Annotated in this window: 18 protein-coding genes; 10 read left to right on the top strand and 8 right to left on the bottom strand. The window is 69.4% G+C overall.

Translation table 11 applies throughout. The features are described from left to right. The first annotated feature begins 55 nt into the window (after nt 1-55). From A5706_RS23560 to A5706_RS23550, 3 genes are all read left to right on the top strand, one after another. Complete coding sequence (locus A5706_RS23560) at nt 56-883, top strand: Ig-like domain-containing protein (protein ID WP_068136078.1); 828 nt, start codon at nt 56-58, stop codon at nt 881-883. A 111-nt stretch (nt 884-994) separates the two neighbouring features. After that, the gene (locus A5706_RS23555; RefSeq protein WP_068136073.1) at nt 995-1,582 is read left to right on the top strand and encodes a TetR/AcrR family transcriptional regulator; all 588 of its coding nucleotides are present in this window, start codon (nt 995-997) and stop codon (nt 1,580-1,582) included. Further along, entirely contained in the window at nt 1,579-3,828 is a 2,250-nt protein-coding gene (locus A5706_RS23550; RefSeq protein ID WP_068136070.1) for a molybdopterin-dependent oxidoreductase, read from the top strand. The genes A5706_RS23555 and A5706_RS23550 overlap by 4 nt, the downstream gene beginning before the upstream one ends. A gap of 48 nt (nt 3,829-3,876) precedes the next feature. Here the strand turns inward: A5706_RS23550 and A5706_RS23545 are convergent, their stop codons facing one another. Continuing rightward, on the bottom strand, nt 3,877-5,862 hold the full coding sequence (locus A5706_RS23545) for a M13 family metallopeptidase (RefSeq protein WP_068136067.1): 1,986 nt from the start codon (nt 5,860-5,862) through the stop codon (nt 3,877-3,879). 42 nt (nt 5,863-5,904) lie between these two features. On the opposite strand from A5706_RS23545, the gene A5706_RS23540 reads away from it, so the two are divergent. Both A5706_RS23540 and A5706_RS23535 read left to right on the top strand, forming a co-directional pair. Then, nucleotides 5,905-6,552, top strand: a complete 648-nt coding sequence (locus A5706_RS23540; protein ID WP_068136064.1) for a hypothetical protein — start codon at nt 5,905-5,907, stop codon at nt 6,550-6,552. Further along, nucleotides 6,549-7,238: a hypothetical protein gene (locus A5706_RS23535; protein ID WP_068136062.1), complete on the top strand. Its 690-nt coding sequence runs from the start codon at nt 6,549-6,551 to the stop codon at nt 7,236-7,238. Before A5706_RS23540 ends, A5706_RS23535 begins: the two co-directional genes overlap by 4 nt. 4 nt (nt 7,239-7,242) lie before the next feature. Here A5706_RS23535 and A5706_RS23530 read toward each other — a convergent pair whose 3' ends face one another. Together A5706_RS23530 and A5706_RS23525 are read right to left on the bottom strand one after the other, a co-directional pair. Beyond that, complete coding sequence (locus tag A5706_RS23530; protein ID WP_068136059.1) at nt 7,243-7,767, bottom strand: hypothetical protein; 525 nt, start codon at nt 7,765-7,767, stop codon at nt 7,243-7,245. After that, the gene (locus A5706_RS23525; protein ID WP_068136056.1) at nt 7,764-10,778 is read right to left on the bottom strand and encodes an MMPL family transporter; all 3,015 of its coding nucleotides are present in this window, start codon (nt 10,776-10,778) and stop codon (nt 7,764-7,766) included. Before A5706_RS23525 ends, A5706_RS23530 begins: the two co-directional genes overlap by 4 nt. 321 nt (nt 10,779-11,099) lie before the next feature. On the opposite strand from A5706_RS23525, the gene A5706_RS23520 reads away from it, so the two are divergent. Continuing rightward, nucleotides 11,100-11,642, top strand: coding sequence for a hemophore (locus tag A5706_RS23520; RefSeq protein WP_068136053.1), 543 nt, complete (start codon nt 11,100-11,102; stop codon nt 11,640-11,642). A gap of 151 nt (nt 11,643-11,793) precedes the next feature. On the opposite strand, the gene A5706_RS23515 is transcribed toward A5706_RS23520, so the two are convergent. Beyond that, nucleotides 11,794-12,966, bottom strand: coding sequence for a TIGR00374 family protein (locus A5706_RS23515; protein WP_068136049.1), 1,173 nt, complete (start codon nt 12,964-12,966; stop codon nt 11,794-11,796). A 147-nt stretch (nt 12,967-13,113) separates the two neighbouring features. Between A5706_RS23515 and A5706_RS23510 the strand changes: the two genes are divergently transcribed. After that, the gene (locus A5706_RS23510) at nt 13,114-14,271 is read left to right on the top strand and encodes an AI-2E family transporter (protein ID WP_068136046.1); all 1,158 of its coding nucleotides are present in this window, start codon (nt 13,114-13,116) and stop codon (nt 14,269-14,271) included. Nucleotides 14,272-14,278: 7 nt separating this feature from the next. Here A5706_RS23510 and A5706_RS23505 read toward each other — a convergent pair whose 3' ends face one another. From A5706_RS23505 to trmB, 3 genes are read right to left on the bottom strand one after another with little or no spacing between them, the layout of a single operon-like run. Then, nucleotides 14,279-17,101 (bottom strand): MMPL family transporter, encoded by a 2,823-nt coding sequence (locus tag A5706_RS23505; RefSeq protein ID WP_068136045.1) that lies wholly within the window; start codon nt 17,099-17,101, stop codon nt 14,279-14,281. A 49-nt stretch (nt 17,102-17,150) separates the two neighbouring features. Beyond that, nucleotides 17,151-17,861, bottom strand: coding sequence for an NYN domain-containing protein (locus A5706_RS23500; RefSeq protein ID WP_068136087.1), 711 nt, complete (start codon nt 17,859-17,861; stop codon nt 17,151-17,153). Nucleotides 17,862-17,879: 18 nt separating this feature from the next. Continuing rightward, nucleotides 17,880-18,656 (bottom strand): tRNA (guanosine(46)-N7)-methyltransferase TrmB, encoded by a 777-nt coding sequence (gene trmB, locus A5706_RS23495; RefSeq protein WP_156767297.1) that lies wholly within the window; start codon nt 18,654-18,656, stop codon nt 17,880-17,882. Nucleotides 18,657-18,816: 160 nt separating this feature from the next. Between trmB and A5706_RS23490 the strand changes: the two genes are divergently transcribed. The 3 genes from A5706_RS23490 (at nt 18,817) to A5706_RS23480 (ending at nt 23,435) form a co-directional block, all read left to right on the top strand. After that, nucleotides 18,817-19,902 carry a hypothetical protein gene (locus A5706_RS23490; protein ID WP_068136083.1) on the top strand — a complete coding sequence of 362 codons (1,086 nt, stop codon included), beginning with the start codon at nt 18,817-18,819 and terminating at the stop codon, nt 19,900-19,902. Further along, the gene (locus tag A5706_RS23485; protein WP_068136085.1) at nt 19,899-21,422 is read left to right on the top strand and encodes a hypothetical protein; all 1,524 of its coding nucleotides are present in this window, start codon (nt 19,899-19,901) and stop codon (nt 21,420-21,422) included. The genes A5706_RS23490 and A5706_RS23485 overlap by 4 nt, the downstream gene beginning before the upstream one ends. Before the next feature lie 183 nt (nt 21,423-21,605). Beyond that, a complete protein-coding gene (locus A5706_RS23480; protein ID WP_068136039.1) occupies nt 21,606-23,435 on the top strand; it encodes a phosphoenolpyruvate carboxykinase (GTP) in 1,830 nt (609 codons plus the stop codon). Nucleotides 23,436-23,489: 54 nt separating this feature from the next. Here the strand turns inward: A5706_RS23480 and soxR are convergent. Next, the coding region (soxR, locus tag A5706_RS23475) for a redox-sensitive transcriptional activator SoxR (RefSeq protein ID WP_068136036.1) at nt 23,490-23,927 on the bottom strand (438 nt) is incomplete at its 5' end.

Genomic DNA, 23,927 nt, shown 5'->3' with positions numbered 1-23,927 from the left:
TACGGCTACCGCAAGCTGTCCGGCGGCCACGTCGTACCGCTGGAGCAGCCGGGCGGTGGTTACCTGCCGGCCCGCCGACCCGCTGGCGCCGCCGCCGTTCACCTTCCCCGGCGCCCAGCCGGCGGCCGCGGGTCCCGCCGCAGGGCAGAACCCGACACCGTTCACCGGCACCGCCCCGTTCGGGCCGCCGTCGTTCGTCCCGAAAAACGGCTCGACGGTCGGCGTGGCGCAGCCGATCATCATCAACTTCCCCGGGACCGTCGAGGACGCCGGCGCGGCCATCGACGCCGTGCACGTGATGTCGACCCCGCCGGTGCCGGGCAAGTTCTACTGGATGACCCCGACCCAGCTGCGCTGGCGCCCGCTGAGCTTCTGGCCCGCCCACACCGCGGTGACCGTCGACGCGGGGGGAACGGTGATGAGCTTCCAAACCGGTGACACGCTGGTCGCCACGGCCGACGACGCCACGCACCAGCTGACGATCACCCGCAATGGCACCGTGGAGAAGACCTTCCCAATGTCGATGGGCATGACGTCCGGCAACCACCAGACGCCCAATGGCACCTACTACGTGCAGGACAAGAAGGCGTCGGTCGTGATGGACTCCTCGACCTACGGGGTCCCGGTCAACTCGACCTACGGCTACAAGGTGACGGTGGAAGACGCGGTTCGCTTCGACAACGTCGGCGACTACGTGCATAGCGCGCCCTGGTCGGTGGACGACCAGGGCAAGCGCGACGTGAGCCATGGCTGCATCAACATCAGCCCCTCCAACGCGAAGTGGTTCTTCGACAACTTCGGCCCGGGGGACCCGATCGTCGTGAAGAACTCCAGCGGTGGCGACTACAAGAAGAACGACGGCTCCGCCGACTGGATGAACTAACTCCCCACGAGCAGACGCAAAATCGCCCATTCCGGCTCGGAATAGGGCGATTTTGTGTCTTCTCGCGAGGGTATCTTTTGTCCGCCGCGGCTTATGTATAGCATCATACATATGCGCAGCCCTCGCGAGCGGATGGTGGTTTCGGCCGCGCTGCTGATCAGGGAGCGCGGCGCGCACGCCACGGCCATCTCCGACGTCCTCGAGCACAGCGGCGCGCCGCGCGGGTCGGCCTATCACTACTTCCCGGGCGGGCGCACCCAGCTGCTCTGCGAGGCCGTCGACTACGCCGGCGACCACGTGGCCGCCTTCATCGCCGAGGCGCCCGGCAGCGCCGAGCTGTTGGACGCGCTGATCGACAAGTACCGCCGCCAGCTGCTCGACAGCGACTTCCGCGCGGGCTGCCCCGTCGTCGCGGTGTCGGTCGAAGCCGGCGAGCAATCCGACCGCGAGCGCATGGCGCCGGTCGTCGAGCGCGCGGCCGCGGTTTTCGACCGCTGGTCCGACCTGATCGCCGCGCGCTTCGTCGCCGACGGGATTCCCGCGGACCGGGCCGGCGAACTGGCCGTGCTGGCGACCAGCGCGCTCGAGGGCGCGATCGTGCTGGCCCGGGTGCGGCGCGACCTGACGCCCCTTGATGTCGTGCACCGCCAGCTACATCGACTGCTCGCGGCCGAGCTCTCCGAGAGGAATTCGCAATGACCACCACCGACTGGCAGCCCACCGCGTGCATCCTCTGTGAATGCAACTGCGGCATCGTCGTCCAGGTCGAAGATCGCCGCCTGGCCCGCATCCGCGGCGACAAGGCGAACCCCGCCTCGCAGGGATACACCTGCAACAAGGCGCTGCGGCTGGACCACTACCAGAACAACCGCGCCCGCCTGACCTCGCCGATGCGGCGCCGCGCCGACGGCGCCTTCGAGGAGATCGACTGGGACACCGCCATCGTCGAGATCGCCGAGGGTTTCAAGCACATCCGCGACGCCTACGGGGGCGACAAGATCTTCTACTACGGCGGCGGCGGTCAGGGCAACCACCTGGGCGGGGCGTACAGCGGCGCGTTCCTGAAGGCGCTTGGGGCCCGCTACCGGTCAAATGCGTTGGCGCAGGAGAAGACCGGCGAGGCCTGGGTCGACGGGCAGCTCTACGGCGGTCACACCCGGGGCGAGTTCGAGCACGCCGAGGTGTCGGTGTTCGTCGGCAAGAACCCGTGGATGTCGCAGAGCTTCCCCCGCGCCCGGGTGGTCCTCAACGAGATCGCCAAGGACCCGGCCCGGTCGATGATCGTGATCGACCCCGTCGTCACCGACACCGCCAAGATGGCCGACTTCCACCTGCGGGTGCGGCCCGGGACCGACGCCTGGTGCCTGGCCGCGCTGGCCGCCGTCCTGGTCCAGGAAAACCTTTGCAACGAAGGGTTTCTCGCCGAGCACGTGCACGGCGCCGACGTCGTCCGCGCCGCGCTGCGTGAGGTCCCGGTCGGTGACTATGCGCAGCGCTGCGGGGTCGACGAGGAGCTGTTGCGCGCGGCGGCGCGGCGCATCGGCGCCGCCGAGAGCGTGGCGGTGTTCGAGGATCTCGGAATCCAGCAGGCACCCAACAGCACCCTGTGCTCCTACCTGAACAAGCTGCTGTGGATCCTCACCGGCAACTTCGCGAAAAAGGGTGGGCAGCACCTGCATTCGTCGTTCGCGCCGCTGTTCAGCCAGGTCTCCGGTCGCACGCCCGTCACCGGTGCGCCCATCATCTCCGGGCTGATTCCGAGCAACGTGGTGCCCGAGGAGATCCTGACCGATCACCCGGACCGCTTCCGCGCCATGATCGTCGAAAGCGCCAATCCCGCGCACTCGCTGGCCAATTCGGCGGCCTGCCGCGAGGCATTCCAGACGCTGGAGCTGATGGTCGTCGTGGACGTCGCCATGACCGAGACCGCCCGGCTCGCCCACTACGTGCTGCCCGCGGCGTCCCAGTTCGAGAAGCCCGAGGCGACCTTCTTCAACTTCGAATTCCCCGGCAACGCTTTCCAATTGCGCCGGCCGCTGCTCGAGCCGCTGCCCGGGACGCTGCCCGAGCCGGAGATCTGGGCCCGCCTGGTGCGCGCTCTGGGCGTGCTCGACGAGGCCGACCTGCGCCCGCTGCGCGAGGCCGCGCGCCGGGGCCGCCAGGAGTATGCCGAGGCCTTCCTCGGTGCGGTTGCGACCAATCCCACTGTGGCGAAGCTGGTTCCGTACGTGCTCTACGAGACCCTGGGCCCGACGCTGCCCGACGGATTGGCCGGCGCGGCCGCCGCGTGGGGCCTGGCCCAGAAGACCGCCATGGCCTACCCCGAGGCCGTGCGGCGGGCCGGCCACGCCGACGGCAACGCATTGTTCGACGCGATCCTCGACAACCCGTCCGGGGTCACGTTCACCCTGCACACCTACGAGGACGACTTCGCGCTGATCAGCCACGCCGACCACAAGATCGCGCTGGAGATCCCCGAAATGCTCGACGAACTAAGGGCTTTGGCGACGGCGCCGCCCCGGCTGACCACGCCCGATTTCCCCATCGTGCTGTCGGTCGGCGAGCGGCGTGCCTACACCGCCAACGACATCTTCCGCGACCCGTCCTGGCGCAAACGCGACGCCGACGGGGCGCTGCGCGTCAGCGTCGAGGACGCCCAAGTGCTGGGGCTCGTCGACGGGGGACGGGCGCGCGTCAGCACCGCGGCCGGCAGCGCCGAGGCGACCGTTGAGGTCACCGAGACCATGCTGGCCGGACACGCCGCGCTGCCCAACGGTTTCGGGCTGGACTACGTCGGCGAGGACGGGCGCACCGTCGTCCCCGGGGTCGCGCCCAACTCGCTCACCTCCACGGAATGGCGCGACCCCTACGCGGGCACGCCGTGGCACAAGCACGTGCCGGCGCGCATCGAAGCATGCCGAGCAGACGCAAAAGCTCCCGTTTAAGGCCGAAATTGGGGGCTTTTGCGTCTGCTCGCGCGATAAAAGGGTGGCCTAGTTCCAGATCCTGACCCGGTTCGCCGGCGCCAGGTACAGCCCGTCGCCCTCGGCCACGCCGAAGGCGTCGTAAAACGCGTCCATGTTGCGGACCACGCCGTTGCAGCGGAACTCCGGCGGGGAGTGCGGGTCGACCGCCAGCCGCCGGATCGCTTCCGCCTCACGGGATTTGGTGCGCCACACCTGCGCCCAGCCGTAGAACACGCGCTGCACACCGGTCAGGCCCTCGATGAGGGGTGCCGGCCGGCCGTTCAGCGACAGCTGGTAGGCCAGCAGCGCGATGGACAACCCGCCCAGGTCGCCGATGTTCTCCCCGACGGTGAATGCGCCGTTCACATGGTGGCCGTCGCCGAGGCCGCGCGGCACGTACGCGTCGTACTGCTCGATGAGCGCCTTGGTGCGGGCGCCGAACTCGGTCCGGTCGTCGTCGGTCCACCAGTCGACCAGGTTGCCGTCGCCGTCGTACTTGGCGCCCTGGTCGTCGAAGCCGTGCCCGATCTCGTGGCCGATCACCGCGCCGATCCCGCCGTAGTTGGCGGCGTCGTCGGCGTCGGCGTCGAAGAACGGCGGCTGCAAAATGGCTGCGGGGAAGACGATTTCGTTCATTCCCGGGTTGTAATAGGCGTTGACGGTCTGCGGCGTCATGAACCACTCGTCGCGGTCCACCGGGCCGCCCAGCTTGGCCAGCTCGCGGTCGTGGTTGACCGCATACCCGCGCCGGTAGTTGCCGTACAGGTCGCTGCGGTCGATGACCAGCTTCGAGTAGTCGCGCCACTTCTCCGGGTAGCCCACCTTGGCGGTGAACTTCTCCAGCTTGGCCAGCGCGCGCTCACGGGTCTGCGGCGTCATCCAGTCCAGCTCGCCGATGGACTGGCGGTACGCCGCCTTCAGGTTGTCCACCAGCTCGTCGATGCGGGCCTTGGCGCCCGGCGGGAAATGCCGCTGCACGTAAAGCTTTCCGACGGCGTCGCCCATCAGGCTTTCCACCAGGGCCACCGCCCGCTTCCAGCGTTCCCGGATCTGCTCGGTGCCGGTCAGCAGGCGACCGTAGAAGTCGAAGTCCGCGGCGACGAGGTCGTCGGTGAGCCAGGCGGCGCGGGCGCGGATCAACCGCCAACGCGCCCAGCGCTTCCAGTCCTCGAAGTCTTCGCTGTCCCACAGCGCCGCGAACGCGGCCAGGTAATCTGGTTGGCGCACAACAACTTCCGCGAGCAAGTCGGGAGTGCCGCCCAGCGCGGTCGCCCAGCCGTCCCAGTCGAAGCCGGAAGCGTCGGTCCGCAGCTCGGCGAACGTGCGCAGGTTGTAGGTGAGCTCGGCGTCGCGGCGCTTGACGACGTCCCAGTGGGCGGCGGCGAGCTTGGCCTCCAGCGCCACGATGCGGGCCGCGGTGTCCGCGTGGGTCTCGGGGTCGGCACCGTAGACGAGGCCGAACATCCGCGCGATGTGCCCCGGGTAGGCGGCCAGCACCTCGGCGTGCCGCTCCTCGCGGAAATAGGACTCGTCGGGCAGGCCGATGCCGGACTGGGCGAAGTGCGCCAGGTAGCGGGCCGAGTTCTTGGCGTCGGTGTCCACGTACATCGCCACGCCCCCGCCGGCGCCGGTGCGCTGCAGGGCGCCGACGGCGGCGGCCAGGGCCGCGGTGTCGGCGCAGTCGTCGATGACGGCCAGCTCGTCGAGCAACGGCTGGACGCCCCGGCGCTCGACGGTGTCCTCGTCGAGGAAGCTGGCGTAGAGGTCGCCGATGCGTTGCTCATCCGTCCCATCTGCGGCGCCCTGCTCGCTGGCCTCCACGATCAGGTCGCGCACCTGCTCTTCGGCCCGGTCGTACAGCGCGCGGAAGGCGCCGTCGGTCGCCCGGTCCGGGGGAATGTCGTAGTCCGCCAGCCAGCGGCCGTTGACGTGGCCGAAAAGGTCGTCTTGGGGGCGTGCGTTCGCGTCGACAAAGCTCAGGTCGACGCCCGATCGGATGGCCTCTACTGTCACCCCGCCATCCTTCCATCTTCTTTTGGATGCGACGATCGGCCCATGTCAGACCTGGAATCCGAAGCCGACGTGGAATCGGAGGATGTCAAAACCGAAGACGACGTCGAATCCGAAGACGAATCCGAGCCCGCGGGCGGGCGGATCTTATCGATCTACGGCATCGCGTCGACCGTTCTCGGCGTGCTGGCGGTCGCCGCCGTCGTGCTCGGCTACTTCATCTGGTCCGCGCACCGCGACGAGATTGCCGAACGCGTCTACCTGAGCCGCGTCATGGCGACCGCCGCCGAGTGGACGGGCGTGCTGATCAACATGAACAGCGCCAACATCGACGCCAGCCTGCAGAAGCTGCACGACGGCACGGTCGGGGAACTCAATACCGACTTCGACGCGGCCGTGGACCCGTACCGGCAGGTGGTGCAGAAGCTGCAGTCGCAGAGCGCCGGCCGCATCGAGTCGGTGGCCATCGAGACGATGCACCGCGACCTGGACACGCAGCCGGGCACCTCCCGTCCGGTAGTGACGACCAAGCTGCCGCCGTTCGCCAGCAGGATGGACTCGGTGATGCTGGTCGCGACGTCGGTGAGCGAGAACGTTGGCGCCAAGCCGCAGGTGGTGCACTGGAACCTGCGGCTCGAGGTCTGCGACGTCGACGGCAAGCTGATGATCTCCGGGCTCGGTTCCATCCGATGAGGAACATCTGGCGGCTGCTGGCCTTCGACATCGCGGCCCCGCTGGCCGCGATCGCCGCGCTGTGGATGATCGGGGTCGTCCTCGGCTGGCCGCTGTGGTGGGTGTCGGCGTGCTCGGTCCTGGTGCTGCTGATCGTCGAGGGAGTCGCAGTCAATTTCTGGCTGCTGCGCCGCGATTCGGTCAGCGTCGGCACCGACGACGACGCCCCGGGGCTGCGGTTGGCCGTCGTGTTCCTGTGCGCGGCCGCCCTGTGCGCGGCGGTGGCGACCGGGTACACGCACTGGACGCGCACGGACCGCGACTTCAAGAACGACACCCGCGAGGTGGTCCAGGTTGCCTCGGGCATGGCCGAGGCGATGGCGTCGTTCACCCCGAGCGCCCCGACCAGCTCCATCGACCGGGCCGCGGCGATGATGGTGCCCGACCAGGCGGGCGCGTTCCGGGAGCAGTACCGAAAGTCCAGCGCGGAGCTGGCCCAGCACAACGTGACGGCGCAGGCCGCGACGCTGTCGGCGGGGGTCGAGGCGCTGGGGCCGGCGGCGGCCAGCGTCGCGGTGATCCTGCGAGTTACCCAGAACACCCCGGGGCAGCCGCCCAGTCAGGCCGCGCCCGCGCTGCGGGTGGCGCTGGCCAAGCGCGGCGACGCCTGGTTGGTGTCCAATGTGACGCCGATCAACGCCCGCTGAGGGGTCAGTTGGATTCGGCCGACCTCGCCGACTTCACCTTCACGAATCGATCTGACAGCCGGCGCATCCGGATCATCAGGGCGGAGGTGGGGCTGACGCTGCCGTCGAGGTAGGCGCCCAGGTCCTCCGCCGACACCCCGATGCGCGACGCGAATTCCTGTTCGCCCAGGCCCGACCGGTCGATCAGCAGCCGGATGTGTCGGGCCACCTCCGCGCGCTCGTTGGCCTCCAGGTGGGTGCGGGCGCGCTCCAGCACCTCCCACAGGGCTTTCGCGATGCCGTAGGGCCGCGTCCCCGCGAGCACCTCTTCGACCTGGCGGGCCGTGCGGCCGTACGGGTCGCGCTTCAGCGCCGCGGCGATGCGCTTCCAGGTGGCGATGTCGCCGCCCTGCAGCGCCGAACGGATCGCGGACGTGGGCCAGAACTCGACGGGCTGGTCGGTGTCGGCAAGAGGGCCACCGTCGATGCGTTGCTCGCCGGCGGGCCGCTCGGGCGGCGGTGCCGGGCGCCGTTCGGATGCCAACGTCACCTCGCCTCCTCCAGCATCGCCACGGCCACCGACAGGCAGCGCTGCCTGACGTCGTCCCAGTCCGCTTTCGCGTCGGAATCCGACCATTCGTCGCTGAAATCGGAGGGATGGGGGTCCGCGAGCCGGCGGACCAACTGGGTGGCCATCCATTCCCGCCTGGGTGTTTGACAACAGTAATACCTGTCCATGCCGGCCAGCACCACCGCGGCGGTCTCCGGCTCCACGTTGTCAACCATGTCTGCAAAGTCGGCGTAATCGCGGCTGCTGTTACGGCACATGATCAAGTAACCCTTGAGGCGCAGCGCCTCGGCGCCGGTCGGCACCAGCAGCCGATCGCCCGTGGGCAGTTGCACGTTGGTGGTCTCCACCGGGCTGCGCCGCTCGTACTGGGGACATTCGACCGCGGAGGCGTCGGTCTCCAGCGCGTCGATCGCGACGGACAGCCGGCCCCGCCACAGCGTCACCGGATGAACCGGCCGGTCCCCGGCGATTGCGCGGGCGATCCCGTTGCGCGACGGCAGGCCGCCGACCCGCTTCTTGGCGGGCGGGTGGCCGTTGCTGCCGTTCCTGCCGGGGCTCGCCCCGACCCCCGCGCCGTCGTCGATGTCGACCTGGTGGGGGATCTGGCCGGGGCCGAGGCCGCGGGTGTCGGCCGCTACCGACGGCGTGGTCTTGCCGTTGCGCCCGCAACCGGTGAAGGCGAGCGGGTCGGCCACGCAGATGGCGTCGGGCGCCAGGTGTTTGAGTTTGGCGGCCGACTTGAGCACCATCCGCAGGTCGGCGCTGGGCGCGGCCAGCGCCGAGATGTCGTCGGGGATGACGACCACGTCGCCGAGGTCGACCTGGGGCAGCGGCCGGTCGAAGTCGACCGACGGCAGCACGCGGCGCAGCCACCGGGGCATCCACCAGTTCCACTGGGCGAACATCGCCATCAGCGCCGGGACGAGGACCAGCCGCACCACCGTGGCGTCGACCGCGATCGCGACGGCGCACGCCACGCCGATCTCGGCGACCAGCGGCATGCCGGCGAACGCGAACCCGATGAACACCGCGATCATGATCAGCGCGGCGCTGGTGATCGTGCGCGCGCTGGTGCTCACGCCGTAGGCGACGGCGTCGCGGGTGTTGCCGGAGTGCAGGAAGCGTTCCCGGATCCGGGTGAGCAGGAAGATTTCGTAGTCCATCGACAGCCCGAAGGTCATCGCCAGCACCAGCGGGGGCACCGTGCTGTCGATCGAGCTGATCTGGGTGAATCCGAGGTCGCTCAACCAGCCCCACTGGAAGACCACGACCAGGCTGCCGTAGGCGGCGGCGACCGACAGCAACGTCATCAGCACGCCCTTGAGCGCCAGGAAGATCGAGTGGATCGAGATCAACAGCATCACGAACGCGATCAGCGCGACGAAGAGCAGCACCAGCGGCTCGGTCTGCGACACCCGGTCGTCGAAGTCCTTGATCAGCGCGGTCGGGCCGCCCACGTCCACGCGCGCCGTTCCCGGGTCGGGAATCTTCGACAGTTGCGCGCGCATCCAGCCGACGGTCTCGCGGGCCTTCATGTCCTCGGGGTCGACCGACAACACCGCCGACAGCAGGGCGCTGCCGTTGTCCTCCGCGAACTGCGGCGGCGACACGGAAACGATGTTGGGTGCCTCTGTCATTCGCTGACGGATCGCGCTGACCGTCTGGCTGTGCTCGGGCGACGCCGCGCCGCCGTCGGGAAACGTGACCAGGACCCGGATCGGGCCGAGCGCGCCGGGCCCGAGCGCCTGCGCGGCCGCGCCGACACCGGCGCGGATCTCGTGGGACGAGTCGAACTGGCGCAGCAGGCTGTTGCCCAGCACCATCGACGCGGTCGGCACCGCCATCACCAGGAGCACCACCGACGCCGCCACCGCCGACGCCCACGGCCGCCGCATCACCCCTGAAATCCACCGGACCCAGAACCGGGACTGCGCGCCCTCCGGCTGGCGCGACCAGTGCAGCAGGCGCGACCTCTTGGCGGCCGCCCGGCCGAACGTCGCCAGCGCCGCCGGCGTCAAGGTGGCCGACGTCAGCATCGCCACCGCCACGGCCAGGATCGCGCCCGTGGCCATCGACTTCAGCGCCGGGGTGTTGATGATGTAGATCCCGGTCAGCGACGCGATGACGGTCATCCCGGACAACACCACCGCCAGCCCCGACGTGGCCATCGCGGCGTCCACGGCCTCGTCCTGCTGGCGCCCGGAGCGCAGTTCCTCGCGGAAACGCATGAGGATGAACAGCGAATAGTCCACCGCCAGCGCGATCCCGAACATCGACACCGTCGACGTCACGAACACCGACATGGTGGTGTACGCCGACAGGAAATAGACCAGGCCCATCGTGACGACGACCGTGCAGATGCCGAGGGCGAGGGGGATCGTCGCGGCGGCCAGGGAGCCGAACACCGCCAGCAGGACGACCAGAATGATCGGGAGGTTCCACTTTTCGGCGGCCGCGATGTCGTGCTTGGTGTTCGCCGCGGCGGCGGTGGACAGGGCGCCCTGCCCGATCACGTAGAGCCGCACCCGGCCGTTCGCCGTCTGGCCGGACTGATCACCCTTGATGCCGACCTTTTGGCGCAGCTGCTTGGCGAGGTCGCTGGTGCCCGCGTTGCGGGCGTCCATCCGCAGCGAGATCACGTACGGCCGGTCCGGCTGCGGCGGCCGCTGGGTGGGGTTGGGGACCTCGGTGACACCGGGGAACTCGCCGGCGATCTGCCGCAACTGCGCGACCGCGTCGTTGATGTCGGCGTAGCTGGCGTCGGGGCGGGGGGCCGCTACCAGCGCCAGCGACGACGCCCCCTGGTCGTGGTAGAGGTCCTCGAGCTGATCGTGGACCGCCAGCGATTGGGAGCCGGGCACTTCGAAACCGCCACCGGTCAGGTTTCCCGACTGCGCCAACGCCAAATAGACCGCCGGCACCAATGCCAGCAACCAGCCTGTGAAGACCAACCAGCGGTACTTACGCAGGCTGCGGCTGAGGCGCATCATGAACTGCTGGATTTCTTCACTCCCCGGGTTCTCACGCAATGCGTGCAGGCGAGAATACCGCAGCAGCCTGTGGATTATGTCGGCTTATCAGCATCCTGAGCTGCAACGACACGGATGTTGCCAAGACGCTGCCCAGTTGTTGTGAACCGGTGACCCAGCGGTGTGGGTCACACGAAGTAGCAGCGGCGGTGCGCGGATGGCAGGATGTCGGGTGGCCGCGCGGGGGAGCGGGGAATCCCGTCACGAAGAGCCGTTCATGCCAACCGTTTTGCGATGTGCCACAGACGCCGCGCGCGATCGCAAACTCTCTAGGAGTCACCCATGACGACAGGCACCGCGACCAGGCGCCGCAGAATCTTCGCCGGGCTGCTGGCGACCACGGCACCCGCCGCCGCCTTAGCCGTCCTCGCCGGGCCACCGGCGACCGGCGCCAACGACCCGTGCGCCGCCAGTGAGATCGCGCGCACGATCGGCTCGGTCTCCAAGTCGATGGGTGACTACCTGGACTCGCATCCCGAGACCAACCAGACGATGACCACGATGCTGCAACAGCAGGCCGGCCCGCAGTCGCTGACCGGGCTCAAGTCCTACTTCGAGGCCAACCCGAAGGTGGCCGGCGACATGACCTCGATCGCGTCGCCGCTGACCGGCCTGTCGACGCAGTGCAAGTTGCCGATCAGCATCCCGCAGGCGATGGGCATGCTGCAGCAGGCGCAGGGCGCGACCGGCGGCCTGCCGGGCGGGGTGCCCGCGCTGCCGGGCGGGGTGCCCGCGCTGCCGGGCGGCGGCGCCCCGGGCGCCTCCCCGGTCGGTAGCGCCCCGGCCCCGCTGCTGCCCGGCGTGACGATCGGCGGCGCGCACTAGCCGGGAGTTGTGGGGCCGGGTGCCGTCGCCATTAACTGTGAAACGTGGGCCTAGAGGGTGAAGCCTGGGCGCAATATCGGCCGGAATCCCGCCCTGGGTTAACACTTAAAGCCGTGCGTTCACACTTGCCCGCGGGACCGTAAAGCGTTGCCTACCGGCCAATTTCGTGGCTCGGCTCCGGCGGCGGCAGCGGACCCTGCAGGGCGGTTTCCGTCGGGTCGGCGGACGCGCCGGGGTCGCGCACGACGGCCAGGGGGCCGGTGATGGGGTCGTCGTCGTCGGAATCGCCCACGTTCTCGGTGCGGAACACGAAGAAGAACACCACCCAGCCGATGGCGGCGATGAGCAGCCAGCTGATCAGCCGGTAGAGCAGCATGGCCGAGATCGCGCTCGGCAACGACATCCCGCTGGAGACCAGGCCGGGCACCAGCACCGCCTCGACCACCAGCAGGCCGCCGGGCATCAGCGGGATCGTGCCGACCGCGCGGGCGGCGGCATACGCGACCGTCAGCCCGGCGACGGACGCGTGGTCCCCGGCGGCGTACGCCGCGAACCCGAGGCAGGCGACGTCGGCGATCCAGTTGAACATCGACCAGCTGAACGCCACGCCCAGGTCCCGGCGGCCCAGGCTCACCGACTCGAGCTGCATGAGGGTCTCGCGCCACTTGTCCAGGCCGGCGTCGGCGGGCCTGCCGCGAAGCGAATTGACCCACGACAGCACCCGGCTGCCGATGCCCTCGATCAGGTCCGGGCGCGACGCGACCGCCTGGGCCAACAGCAGCAACGCGACGAACCCGCCGAGCGTGAACAGCAGCGAGAACGGGTTGTTCTTGGCCCCCAGGAAGAACGCGCCGCCCAGGCCGAGCAGCGCCAGCCCCACCGCCTGCAGCACGCCCGACATCACCAACTGCCACGAGGCCACCACCGTCGAGGCGCCCCAAAGCCGCTGCTGCCGGAACAGAAACGTCGCCGACAGCACCGGCCCGCCGGGCAGCGTCGTGCTCAACGAGTTTGCGGCGTAGAACGCGGCTTCCGATCGCAGCTGCTTGACGTGCACGCCGGCCGACTTCAGCAGGGTGCGCTGGATCTGGGCGAAGCTGTGCATGGACGCGGCCGCCGCCACCACCGACGCGATCAGCCACCACCAGTTGGCCTCGTACAGGCTCATCCAGGCTTTCGCCAACTGGCGCCACCCCAGCGCGATCTCCACAGCAAGCACGATCGCGACGATGCCGAGGATCACCCAGCGCACCCACCAATACCTGCCGCGCGGGGGCTCTTCGCGCGTCAGGTCAAGCTTGCGGGCGGGTGCGTGGTGCGGCACGTGCTTTAGGGTAACCGCGCAGGTGGCGCGGCCAGCGAGGCGAAGCTCCGACTGTGTCGCGGTCGTAACCGGATCGTGCCGGGTCCGGTGGCGCCGGGGACGCCGTCACGGCCGATCGGAGCGAGCCGCGCCAGATAGGCTGGGCTGATGCCGGCAAACCCCGAACGAGCCGCGGAGGCCTTCGAGGCCGCGTCGGTCGAACCCCTGGTCCGAAAGGCCGCCGCCTGGGCGTGGCGTTTGCTGACCATCCTGGCCGCGGTGCTCGCACTGCTGTGGGTGGTGCAGAAGCTCGAAGTCATCGTGGTTCCGGTGTTGCTGGCGCTGATGGTCAGCGCTTTGCTCGTTCCGGCCGTCGACTGGATCGACAAGCGGGGCCTGCCGCGCGGGGCGGCGGTGTCGCTGGTCATGCTGGGCGGGTTCGCGATTTTCGGCGGCATCCTGACGTTCGTCATCATCCAATTCGTCTACGGTCTGCCCGACCTGACCGAGCAGATCAGCCGCAGCATCGACTCCTCCCGCCGGTGGCTGATGGAGGGCCCGTTGCATCTGCGCGGCGAACAGATCTCCAACGCGGGCAACGCCGCGATCCAGGCGCTGCACAACAATCAGTCCAAGCTGACCAGCGGCGCGCTGTCCACCGCGGCGACGATCACCGAGCTGGTGACGGCCGCGGTGTTGGCCCTGTTCACGCTGATCTTCTTCCTCTACGGCGGGCGCAACATCTGGCAGTACGTCACCAAGATCTTCCCGGAGAACGCCCGGGACCGGGTGCGCGAGGCGGGCATCGCCGGATACGGATCGCTGATCGGCTACGTGCGGGCCACCTTCCTGGTCGCCCTGACCGACGCCGCGGGCGTCGGCACCGGGTTGGCGATCATGGGCATCCCGTTGGCGCTGCCGCTGGCCTCGGTCGTGTTTCTCGGCGCCTTCATCCCGCTGATCGGTGCCCTGGTCTCGGGGCTGCTGGCGGTGGTGGTCGCGCTGTTCGCCAAGGGCATCGTCTACGCGCTGATCACGCTGGGTTTGCTCATCGCGGTGAACCAGCTCGAGGCGCATTTGCTGCAGCCGCTGGTGATGGGCCGCGCGGTCTCGATCCATCCGCTCGCGGTGGTGCTGGCGATCTCCACCGGCGGCGTGCTCGCCGGGATCGTCGGGGCGCTGCTCGCCGTACCCACGGTCGCGTTCCTCAACAACGCGATTCAGGTGCTGCTGGCCAAGGATCCCTCCGCCGAGGCCGAAAAGCAGACCGAAGAGGCCGACGAGGCGGGGGTCGTCGTCCAGGCGGAACCGGACCAGCCCGACTGAGCAGGCTTTAGAGCCGTCCCTCGCGACGCAGCAGATCCTGGGCGCTGACGCCCCCGCCGGCGCCCCTGCGGCGCCGGTCGCCGTTGTCGCCTTGCCCGCGGGCGTCGAGCTTCTCGGTGGTGGGCTCGGCGTCCGGCATGTCACCGGGGTCCGGCGCGTCACCGGAATGGTTGCTGGGGACCGGAATGGCCCGCGTCTGACCGCTGGACGGCGTCGGCGGCGCCGGTGGCCGCGGTGACGCCGACGGCCAGGGGGTCGCGTTGGCGGGCGCCGAGAGGCGCGCCGTCTTGGGCTCTGATGGCTGGGCCTGAAGGCGGGTGGTGCTCGCGGCGGACGGCGTGCTCGGCGCACCGGACGCCAATTCCCGCGCGGGCCTGGGCTCCAGCTGGTCGGGGTGTGCCGCCCGCGACGGCTCGAGCGAGCCGGGGTGGGTGGGGTCGTGCGGCGCGCGTGGCGCCCCCGCGGCCAGGGCGGCCGCCGCGACCGGGGGCCGGGTGGGCCGGCCGTTGAGGGTCGGACGCTTGCGTTCGTCGGGCAGGTCGATCTCGCCCAGCCCCATCTTGTTCTGCAGGCGCCGGGCCCAGCGCGGGGCCCACCAGCAGTCGTCGCCGAGCAGCTTCATCACCGACGGCACCAGGAACATGCGGACCACGGTGGCGTCCAGCAACAGCGCCGCCATCAGCCCGAACGCCAGGTACTTCATCAGCACGAGATCGGAGAACACGAACGACGCGGCGACCACGGCGAGGACCAGCGCGGCGGCGGTGATCAGGCGTCCGGTGGTCGCGGTGCCGATCCGGATCGCCTCGGCGGTGGACATGCCGCGTTCGCGGGCCTCGACCATTCGGGACACCAGGAACACCTCGTAGTCGGTGGCCAGGCCGAAGCCGACCGCGACCACCAGCGCGATCAGCACCACCATCAGCGGCGTCGGAGTGAAGTTCAGCCACGTCGAGAAGTGCCCGTCGACGAAGATCCAGGTCAGGATGCCCAGCGTGGACCCGAGCGTCAGCGCGCTCATCACCACCGCCTTGATCGGCAACACCACCGATCCGAACGCCAGGAACATCAGCAAGGTGGTGGCGCTGAGCAGCAGCGCCAGCATCAACGGGGCCTTGTCGAACAGGCTGTGGATGCTGTCCTGCTCGAGCGCGGGCGTGCCGCCAACCAGGAGGGTGAGGCCCTTCGGCGGGTTTATGGACCGCAGTTCGTCGATCTTCTTGGCGGCGTCATTGCGGTTGGACAACCCGTTCTGAATGACGCGCACCGAGTCGTTTTTGGGCTGCGTCGTGCCGTTCGGGCCGTTGACGCAGGGGTTGCCCGCGATGGCCGGGCACGGCCGCTCCTCCCACGATTTGTCGGTGAACCCGGTGATCGGCGCGATCCTGTTGCGGATGTCGGCCACCTGCTGGTCGGTGACCTTGCTGCCGTTGTTGCTCTTGATCACCACGGTCAGTTGCTCGGTGCGGTAACCGGGGAACAGCTTGTCGAAGTGCTCCTGCGCCTGCCGGACGGGGTTGTTGGGCGGCAGGTACTTCTCGCTCATGCCGCCGAACGACAGGTTGCCGAGCGGGATGACGAGCAGGATCATGCCGACGGCGATGGGTACGGCGAACGCCAGCGGCCGCTTCATCACGAAGTTGACCAGCTTGCCCCAGAAGCCGGCCTCGACCTCTTCGCGGGTCTTGGTCTTCTGCAGCCGGTCGGCGAGCCAGTTGAGGTAGGCGCGCGACACCTTCCAGTTCCGCAGGAAGGGCACGCGGAAGGCGGTCCGGACGCCCAGCGCGTCGACGTGGCGGCCGAGGATGCCCAGGCAGGCCGGCAGCAACGTGATCGACAGCAGCGCCGCCAGCCCGACCGCGGCGAAGATCGCATAGACCAGCGAATGCACGAAGCCCTGCGGCAACACGAGCAGGCTGGCGCTCGAGGCGATGATGAGCACCGCCGAGAAGGTGACGGTGCGGCCGGCCGTCATGACGGTGCGTCGCACGGCGGCCTCGGTGTCGTAGCCCTCGGCGATCTCCTCCCGGAACCGGCTCACCACGAAAAGCCCGTAGTCGATGGCGATACCGAGGCCGATCAGCGAGACCACCGGCTGGGCGAAGTAGTGCACCGGCCCGAACATGGCGACGAACCGCAGGATGCCCGTTGCGCCCGCGATGCTCAGGCCGCCCACGATGACCGGCAGGCCGGCGGCGATCGCGCCGCCGAACACCAGGAACAGCACCACCGTCACCAGCGGCAGTGCGAGCACTTCCATCCGTCGCTGGTCGGTGGCGATGGTGCCGGTCAGGGCGTTGGCGATCGGCTCCAGGCCCGCGAGCTGGACGGTGCCGCCGTCGAGCTTCTGCAGGTCCGGTGCGATGGTCTTGTAGTTGTTCAGGATGGAGTCGTCGTCGTCGCCCTTGAGCGGGATGGACACGAAGGTGTGCTTCTTGTCCTCGGTCGCCATCCCCTTGATCAGCGGGGGCGCGTCGGCGGGATTGGCGACCGCCAGCCAGCCCGCCCAGCCGACGACCTGGTTGGGGTGGTCGTTCTTGAACTTGTTCAGCTCGTCGACGATCTTCTGGTGCCACGCCGGGTCCTCGACGGTCTTGCCGTCGGGGGCGGTGAAGGTGGCGACGATGTGGCTGGTGCGGTCGCGGCCATAGGTCTGGTCACCCAGGACGGAGGCCTTGACGGACTGGCTGCCGTCGTCGTAAAAGCCGCTCTGCGTAACGTGTTTGCCCAGGCTCATCCCGAAAATGCCGCCGCCAAGGCAAAGAGCCACCATGACCCCGATGACGATGTACCGATAGCGGTACACAGTTCGTCCCCACCAGGCGAACACGTAAGCTCCTTACTGGATCAGTAGTGACCCGCGGATTGAGTTCCCAGTCTCACACACGCGTGGTCAAAAGGGCGGACAGCGGCCGGAACGGCTGCAGCCATGCTCCATGGTCAGGCAGCGAATCCAGGCCGATCCGCGGCAACGGCTCCCGGAACACACCGGCGATGTCTTCCAGGTCGACGAAGTCCAAGGTATCCGACGCTAGCGCCCAACTCGCGTGTTCGCGAAATCCGATCACTTGGACGGGAACCCCGGTGCGCGCGATTTCTTCCAGCGGCTGACGGAAGGCCTGGCCGTCGGCGGAGGCCACTACCAGCGCCGCAAGCCCCTCGGAATGCCGCTGCGCGATATGCGCCAGCATGTCGTGGTCGACGTCACTGTCCTCGTCGATCTTCGGCTTGGCGAAGACCGCGAACCCGACGTTACGCAACGCGTCGACCCAGGGGCGGACGACGTCGGCGCTGCCGGGAGCGATGTTGGTGAACACGGTGGCCTCGGGTTCGATGACGACGCCGGGGCGGCCCGAGCTGACCTCCGCGGTTCGCGCCAACAGCCAGCGACCCAGGGCGTCGAATCGGGGGCGCTCCAGGGCCGTCGGGCGCCGCCCCAATATGGAGCCCAGGCCCATGTCAAGGTTGGGAGCGTCCCAGACCAGCAGCACCCGCCCGGCCGGCGGTTGGAAGCTGTTCAGGCCCTCGGCTGACAGAACCGCCGGTGCTTCCAGCGCTTCCGATGCTGTCGCCTCTTCCGTCAGGCTCATTTCCATCGCCTGCCTAACTCATCGCCTAAGCCAGATGAATTCGTTCACCGCGCTGCCCGCTTCTTGGGCCTTGGACTCGTACTTGGTGGTGGGGCGCACGACCGAGATCGGCAGCCGGCTCCCCTCCTCGGCGCGCCGAAGCCGGGGTTCGCCATCGCCGGCCTCGGCGATCTGCTCGGCGTAGCCGGGATGGTCCGTCGCGGCGTGCAGGACACCACCAGGGAGTAACCGGTCGGCGATCAGGCCAATCGTGCTCGGTTGCAGGAACCGGCGTTTGTGGTGCCGGGCCTTGGGCCAGGGATCGGGAAAGAAGACGCGGACGCCGGTCAGCGAACCCGGGGCGATCAGGCGGTCCAGCACGTCGATCGCGTTCCCGCGGATCAACCGGATGTTGCCGACCTGCTCGCGGTCGATCGCGGCCAGCAGCTGCGCCAGGCCCCGGCGGTAGATCTCCACCGCGATCACGTCGACGCCGGGCTCGTCCTGGGCCATCGCGAGGGTGGATATGCCGCTGCCGCAGCCGATTTCGAGCACCACCGGCGCCTCGCGGCCGAACCAGGCGCGGGTGTCCAGCGGCTCGGGCGGCTGGGGAACCCCGGCGGGCGCGGACCCGACCGAGATGCCGAGTTTCGGCCACAGCCGCTCCCAGGTGCGGCGTTGGGCCTCCGAAAGCGCGGAACGGCGCGACCGGAAACTCGTGGCGGGGAGGCGACGATGCTCGGGAACAGGCGGTTCTCCAGTCACATCTTCAGTTTCCGGACCAGCCTGCGCATGCATTTGTCCATGGTGGCCCATGAACCCCCGATGTAGCCGCCCGTGGTCCAGATTGATACCCAACAGTTGCCTTCTGCTGCTAGCGGTGGCTCGCATCTCGCTGACGCAGATGCCACCATTCGGTGAGACCCGGCTGGCCGTCCGGCAAACGGACGCCCATCGGATCGAACGGCTAGGACAGATGACGGGACAAGGGCACAGACTTTTCGTCGACGAGCTGGCGCGCTTTGCGGCCGGCCGCGCCGACCCGCGCGTGACCGCGATCACCGAACGGGCCGGCGCCCCGCTGCGCGTGGCCGTGCGCGGTCGACGCGGCGTCGGTTGCCGCACCGTGGCGCACGCCCTGGACCTCGCGGGAGCCGGGCGCGGGATCGCCGCGACGGCGGGGACGCCGGCCGGGGCCGACGTGGTGGTCTACGTCATGGCCGAGGTGATCAAGCCCGAGGACGCCGAGGCCGTCGCCGCCGCCGGGCGCCCCGTGCTGGCCGTGCTGAACAAGGCCGACCTCGCCGGATCGCTTTCGGGGCGGGGCGGCGACGGGCCGATCGCGGCGGCGCGCCAACGCTGCGCCCGTCTCGCCGCGCTGCTCGGGCAGCCCATCGAACCGATGATCGGGCTGTTCGCCGTCGCCGCGCTCGACGGCCTGGACGACGAGTTGTGGGCGGCGCTGCGGGTCCTCGCCGCCGATCCCGCCGGCGCGGGCTGCCTCGACGGCTCGTTCGCCGGGTTCCTGGCGGCGGAAAATCCGGTGCCGACCGCCGTCCGGCTGCGCCTGCTCGACACCCTGGACCTGTTCGGCACGGCCCTGGGCATCGCCGCGGCCCGGCGGGGCAGGACGCCGGCACAGGCGCGGGCCCTGCTGCGCAAGCTGAGCGGCGTCGACGCCGTCCTGGACAAGGTCGCGGTGATCGGCGCGCAGGTGCGCTACCAGCGGGTGCTGCGGGCCGTCGCGGAATTGGAGGCCCTGGCCGTCGCCGCCGGCCGCGATGGCGAGGCGATCAGCAACTTTTTGGCCAGCGACGACACGGTGGTCGCCCGGATGGCGGCCGCGGTTGACGCGGTCGAGGCCGCCGGTCGCGACCCCGGCTCCGACGTTCCCGACGATCCCGCGGCCCAGCTACCCCGGGCGGTGCGCTGGCAGCGCTACAGCCTTGGCAGGCTGGGACCGGTGAGTGATCTGCAGCGCGCCTGCGGCGCGGACATCGCCCGGGGATCGCTACGGCTGTGGTCGCGGGCCCGCGGGCCGCTGCCCGGGGAGTCACGGTGAGCGGCGACGACCCGGCCACCGAGGTGGACGCGCTGGTGGCGGCGATCGGGCCCCGGCTGGATTCGCCCGGGATCAACCGCCGCGACGTGGTGTTGGTGACCGGGCCGTGGCTGGCCGGCGTCACCGCCGTGGTTTCGGCGCTGCGCGAACGGCTGCCGCAGCACAAGTTCGTCGAGTCGGCGGACCTGGGACCCGGCGATGCGCCGATCGCGCTGGTGTTCGTCGTCTCCGCGGCGGCGCAGTTGACCGGATCGGACTGCGCGCTGCTGGATGCCGCCGCCGAGCACACCGACGTGGTCGTCGGCGTGGTGTCCAAGACCGACGTGCACCGCAACTGGCGCGACGTCCTCGGCGCCAACCGCGACACCCTGGTCGCGCACGCGCCGAGGTACGCCCGGGTGCCCTGGGTCGGCGCGGCCGCCCTGCCCGACCTGGGCGACCCGAGCGTCGAGGACCTGGTGCGTACCGTCGACGAGCAACTTGCCGATCCCGACATTTCCAGGCGAAACAGGTTGCGGACCTGGGAATCCCGGCTGCAGGCGGTCGCCGAGCGCATCGACCGCGAGGCCGACGGCGCGGGACGGCGGGCGCGGGTCGACGCGTTGCGCGAGGAGCGCAGCGGGGCTCTGCGACAGCGCCGGCAGGCGAAAACCGAGCGCACGATCACGCTGCGCGGCCAGATTCAGCAGGCTCGCGTGCAGTTGTCCTACTTCGCGCGCAACCGGTGTTCGTCGGTGCGCACGGAGCTGCAAGAGGACGCCGCCGGTCTGTCGAGGCGGCAGCTGGCCGGCTTCTGTGAATACGCGCGCGGCCGCGTCGACGAGGTGGTGGCCGAGGTGAGTGAGGGAACCGGCACCCACCTCGCCGGGGTCGCGCAGGTGTTGGGGGTGCCGGTGGCACTGCCCGGCTTTCAAAAAGGAGAGGAGACGCTGCCGACGGTCGAGGTCCCGCCCGCGCCCCTGAAATCCCGGCGGCACGAAACCTGGCTGATGATGCTGCTGGGCGCCGGCTTCGGGCTTGGGGTGGCGCTGACACTCAGCCGGCTGGTCGGCGGGCTGGCCTCCCGGCTCAGCCCTGCACTGGCGGCCGCGGGCGCGGTAGGGTGCGTCGCCATCGGGGTGGCGGTCACGTTCGTGGTCGTCCACATTCGCGGCCTGCTGCGCGACCGGGCGCTGCTGGACCGCTGGGCGGGCGACGTGACGTCGTCGCTGCAGTCGACGGTGGAGGAGCTGGTGGCGACCCGGGTGCTGGTCGCCGAGTCGTTGCTGAGCACCGCGCTGGTGGCCCGCGACGAGGCGGAGAACGCGCAGGTGGCCGAACAGGTCAGCGGCATCGACAGCGAACTGCGTGAGCACGCCATCGCGGCGGCGCGGGCGGCCGCGGTGCGCGACCGGGAGATGCCGACCATCCAGGCTGCGCTGGACGCGGTGCGTGCGGAACTGGGACAACCGGGTATACCCCAACCCGAGAGCGACACCGATGAACCGGCTTCAAGGAGCGACAATGGCGACGACGGGTGACGTTTGGCCCTGTTTCTGAATCGTTGTTGTGAGAAGGCTTATACCCGCCCGAGACCTCCGGAACAAGTGGCTCACGATAACCTGTAGTTAACGCCACCATGTAAACCGTTGTGTGGGCGAGGGCATAGCAAGGCAACTCAAATACGAGCCGAGTAAGCAGGCAGAAGAATCCAGGAGACTTCGATGACTTCAGCGACCATCCCCGGTTTGGACACCGCGCCCACCAAGCACCAGGGGCTGCTGTCCTGGGTGGAGGAGGTCGCCGAGCTGACCCAGCCCGACCGGGTGGTCTTCGCTGACGGTTCGGACGAGGAGTGGAAGCGGCTCACCGACCAGCTGGTCGCGGCGGGCACCTTCAAGCGGCTGAACGCCAAGGAGTACCCCAACTCCTTCCTGGCGCTGTCCGACCCGTCCGACGTGGCGCGCGTCGAGTCGCGGACCTTCATCTGCTCCGAGCGGCAGATCGACGCCGGCCCGACCAACAACTGGATGGACCCCGCCGAGATGCGGTCCACCCTCAAGGACCTCTACCGCGGCTGCATGCGCGGCCGCACGATGTATGTGGTGCCGTTCTGCATGGGCCCGCTCGGTGCCGACGACCCCAAGCTCGGCGTGGAGATCACCGACTCCGAATACGTCGTCGTCTCGATGAAGGTGATGACCCGGATGGGCAAGGCGGCCCTGGACAAGTTGGGCGACGACGGCTTCTTCGTCAAGGCGCTGCACTCGGTCGGGGCTCCGCTCGAACCCGGCCAGAAGGACGTGCCGTGGCCGTGCAACGAGACCAAGTACATCACCCACTTCCCGGAGACCCGCGAGATCATGAGCTACGGCTCCGGCTACGGCGGCAACGCCCTGCTGGGCAAGAAGTGCTACTCGCTGCGCATCGCCTCGGCCATGGCCCACGACGAGGGCTGGCTCGCCGAGCACATGCTGATCCTCAAGCTGATCTCCCCGGAGAACAAGGCCTACTACTTCGCCGCGGCGTTCCCGTCGGCGTGCGGCAAGACCAACCTGGCCATGCTGCAGCCGACGATTCCGGGCTGGCGCGCCGAGACGCTCGGCGACGACATCGCCTGGATGCGGTTCGGCAAGGACGGCCGGCTGTACGCCGTCAACCCCGAGTTCGGCTTCTTCGGCGTCGCGCCGGGCACCAACTGGAAGTCCAACCCCAACGCGATGCGCACCATCGCTGCGGGCAACACCGTGTTCACCAACGTCGCGCTGACCGACGACGACGAGGTGTGGTGGGAAGGCCTGGAGGGCGACCCGCAGCACCTGATCGACTGGAAGGGCAACGACTGGTACTTCCGCGAGACGGAAACCACTGCGGCCCACCCGAATTCGCGTTACTGCACGCCGATGTCGCAGTGCCCCATCCTGGCGCCGGAGTGGGACGACCCGCAGGGCGTGCCGATCTCGGGCATCCTGTTCGGCGCGCGCCGCAAGACCACGGTGCCGCTGGTGACCGAGGCCCGCGACTGGCAGCACGGCGTTTTCATGGGCGCGACCATGGGCAGCGAGCAGACCGCCGCCGCCGAGGGCAAGGTCGGCACCGTGCGCCGCGACCCGATGGCCATGCTGCCGTTCCTGGGCTACCACGTCGGCGACTACTTCCAGCACTGGCTGGACCTGGGCAAGAACTCCGACGAGTCCAAGCTGCCGAAAGTGTTCTTCGTCAACTGGTTCCGCCGCGGTGAGAAGGGCGAGTTCCTGTGGCCGGGCTTCGGCGAGAACAGCCGCGTGCTGAAGTGGATCGTCGACCGCATCGAGCACCGGGCCGGCGGCCAGGACACCCCGATCGGCATCGTGCCGACCGCCGATGACCTGGACCTCGAGGGGCTCGACGCGGACAGCGCAGAGGTCGCGCAGGCGCTGGCCGTCAACGCCGACGAGTGGCGCCGGGAACTGCCGCTGATCGAGGAGTGGTTCGAGTTCGTCGGCGACAAGCTGCCGACCGGCGTCAAGGACGAGTTCGAGGCGCTCAAGCAGCGGCTCGCCGAGTCCAGCTAGTTAATACCGCGAGCAGACGTAAAAGCCCCCATTCCGGGCCGGAATTGGGGGCTTTTACGTCTGTTGGGCACCTATAGCCGGGCGCCGCAGCGATTTCGGCAGGTACATCGCGCCCGCTCCGGCGCCGGCCGCCAGGTCGCCCGGATTGGAGATGGCGCAGCGTTTCAGTGACAGGCAGCCGCAGCCGATGCAGGAGTCGAGGTTGTCGCGCAGCGCGATCAGCCCGGCGATCTGGTCGTCGAGGCGGGCGCGCCAGGTCTTGGACAGCCGGGTCCAGTCGGCGCGGGTGGGGGTGCGGCCGTCGGGGAGGGTGGCGAGCGCGTCGGCTACCTCGTCCAGGCTCAGCCCGACGTTGCGGGCGGCCTTGATGAAAGCCAGCCTGCGCAGCATCTGCCGTTCGAAGCGGCGCTGATTACCCGACGTCCGCGTCGCCGTGATGAGGCCCTGGCTTTCGTAGAAGCGGATCGCCGAGGCGGCGAAGCCGCTGCGGCG

The sequence above is a fragment of the Mycobacterium sp. E796 genome (assembly GCF_001672815.1).
Taxonomy (GTDB): domain Bacteria; phylum Actinomycetota; class Actinomycetes; order Mycobacteriales; family Mycobacteriaceae; genus Mycobacterium.
Note: the sequence above shows the minus strand (reverse complement) of the source record. Positions and strands in the feature narration are given on the sequence as shown.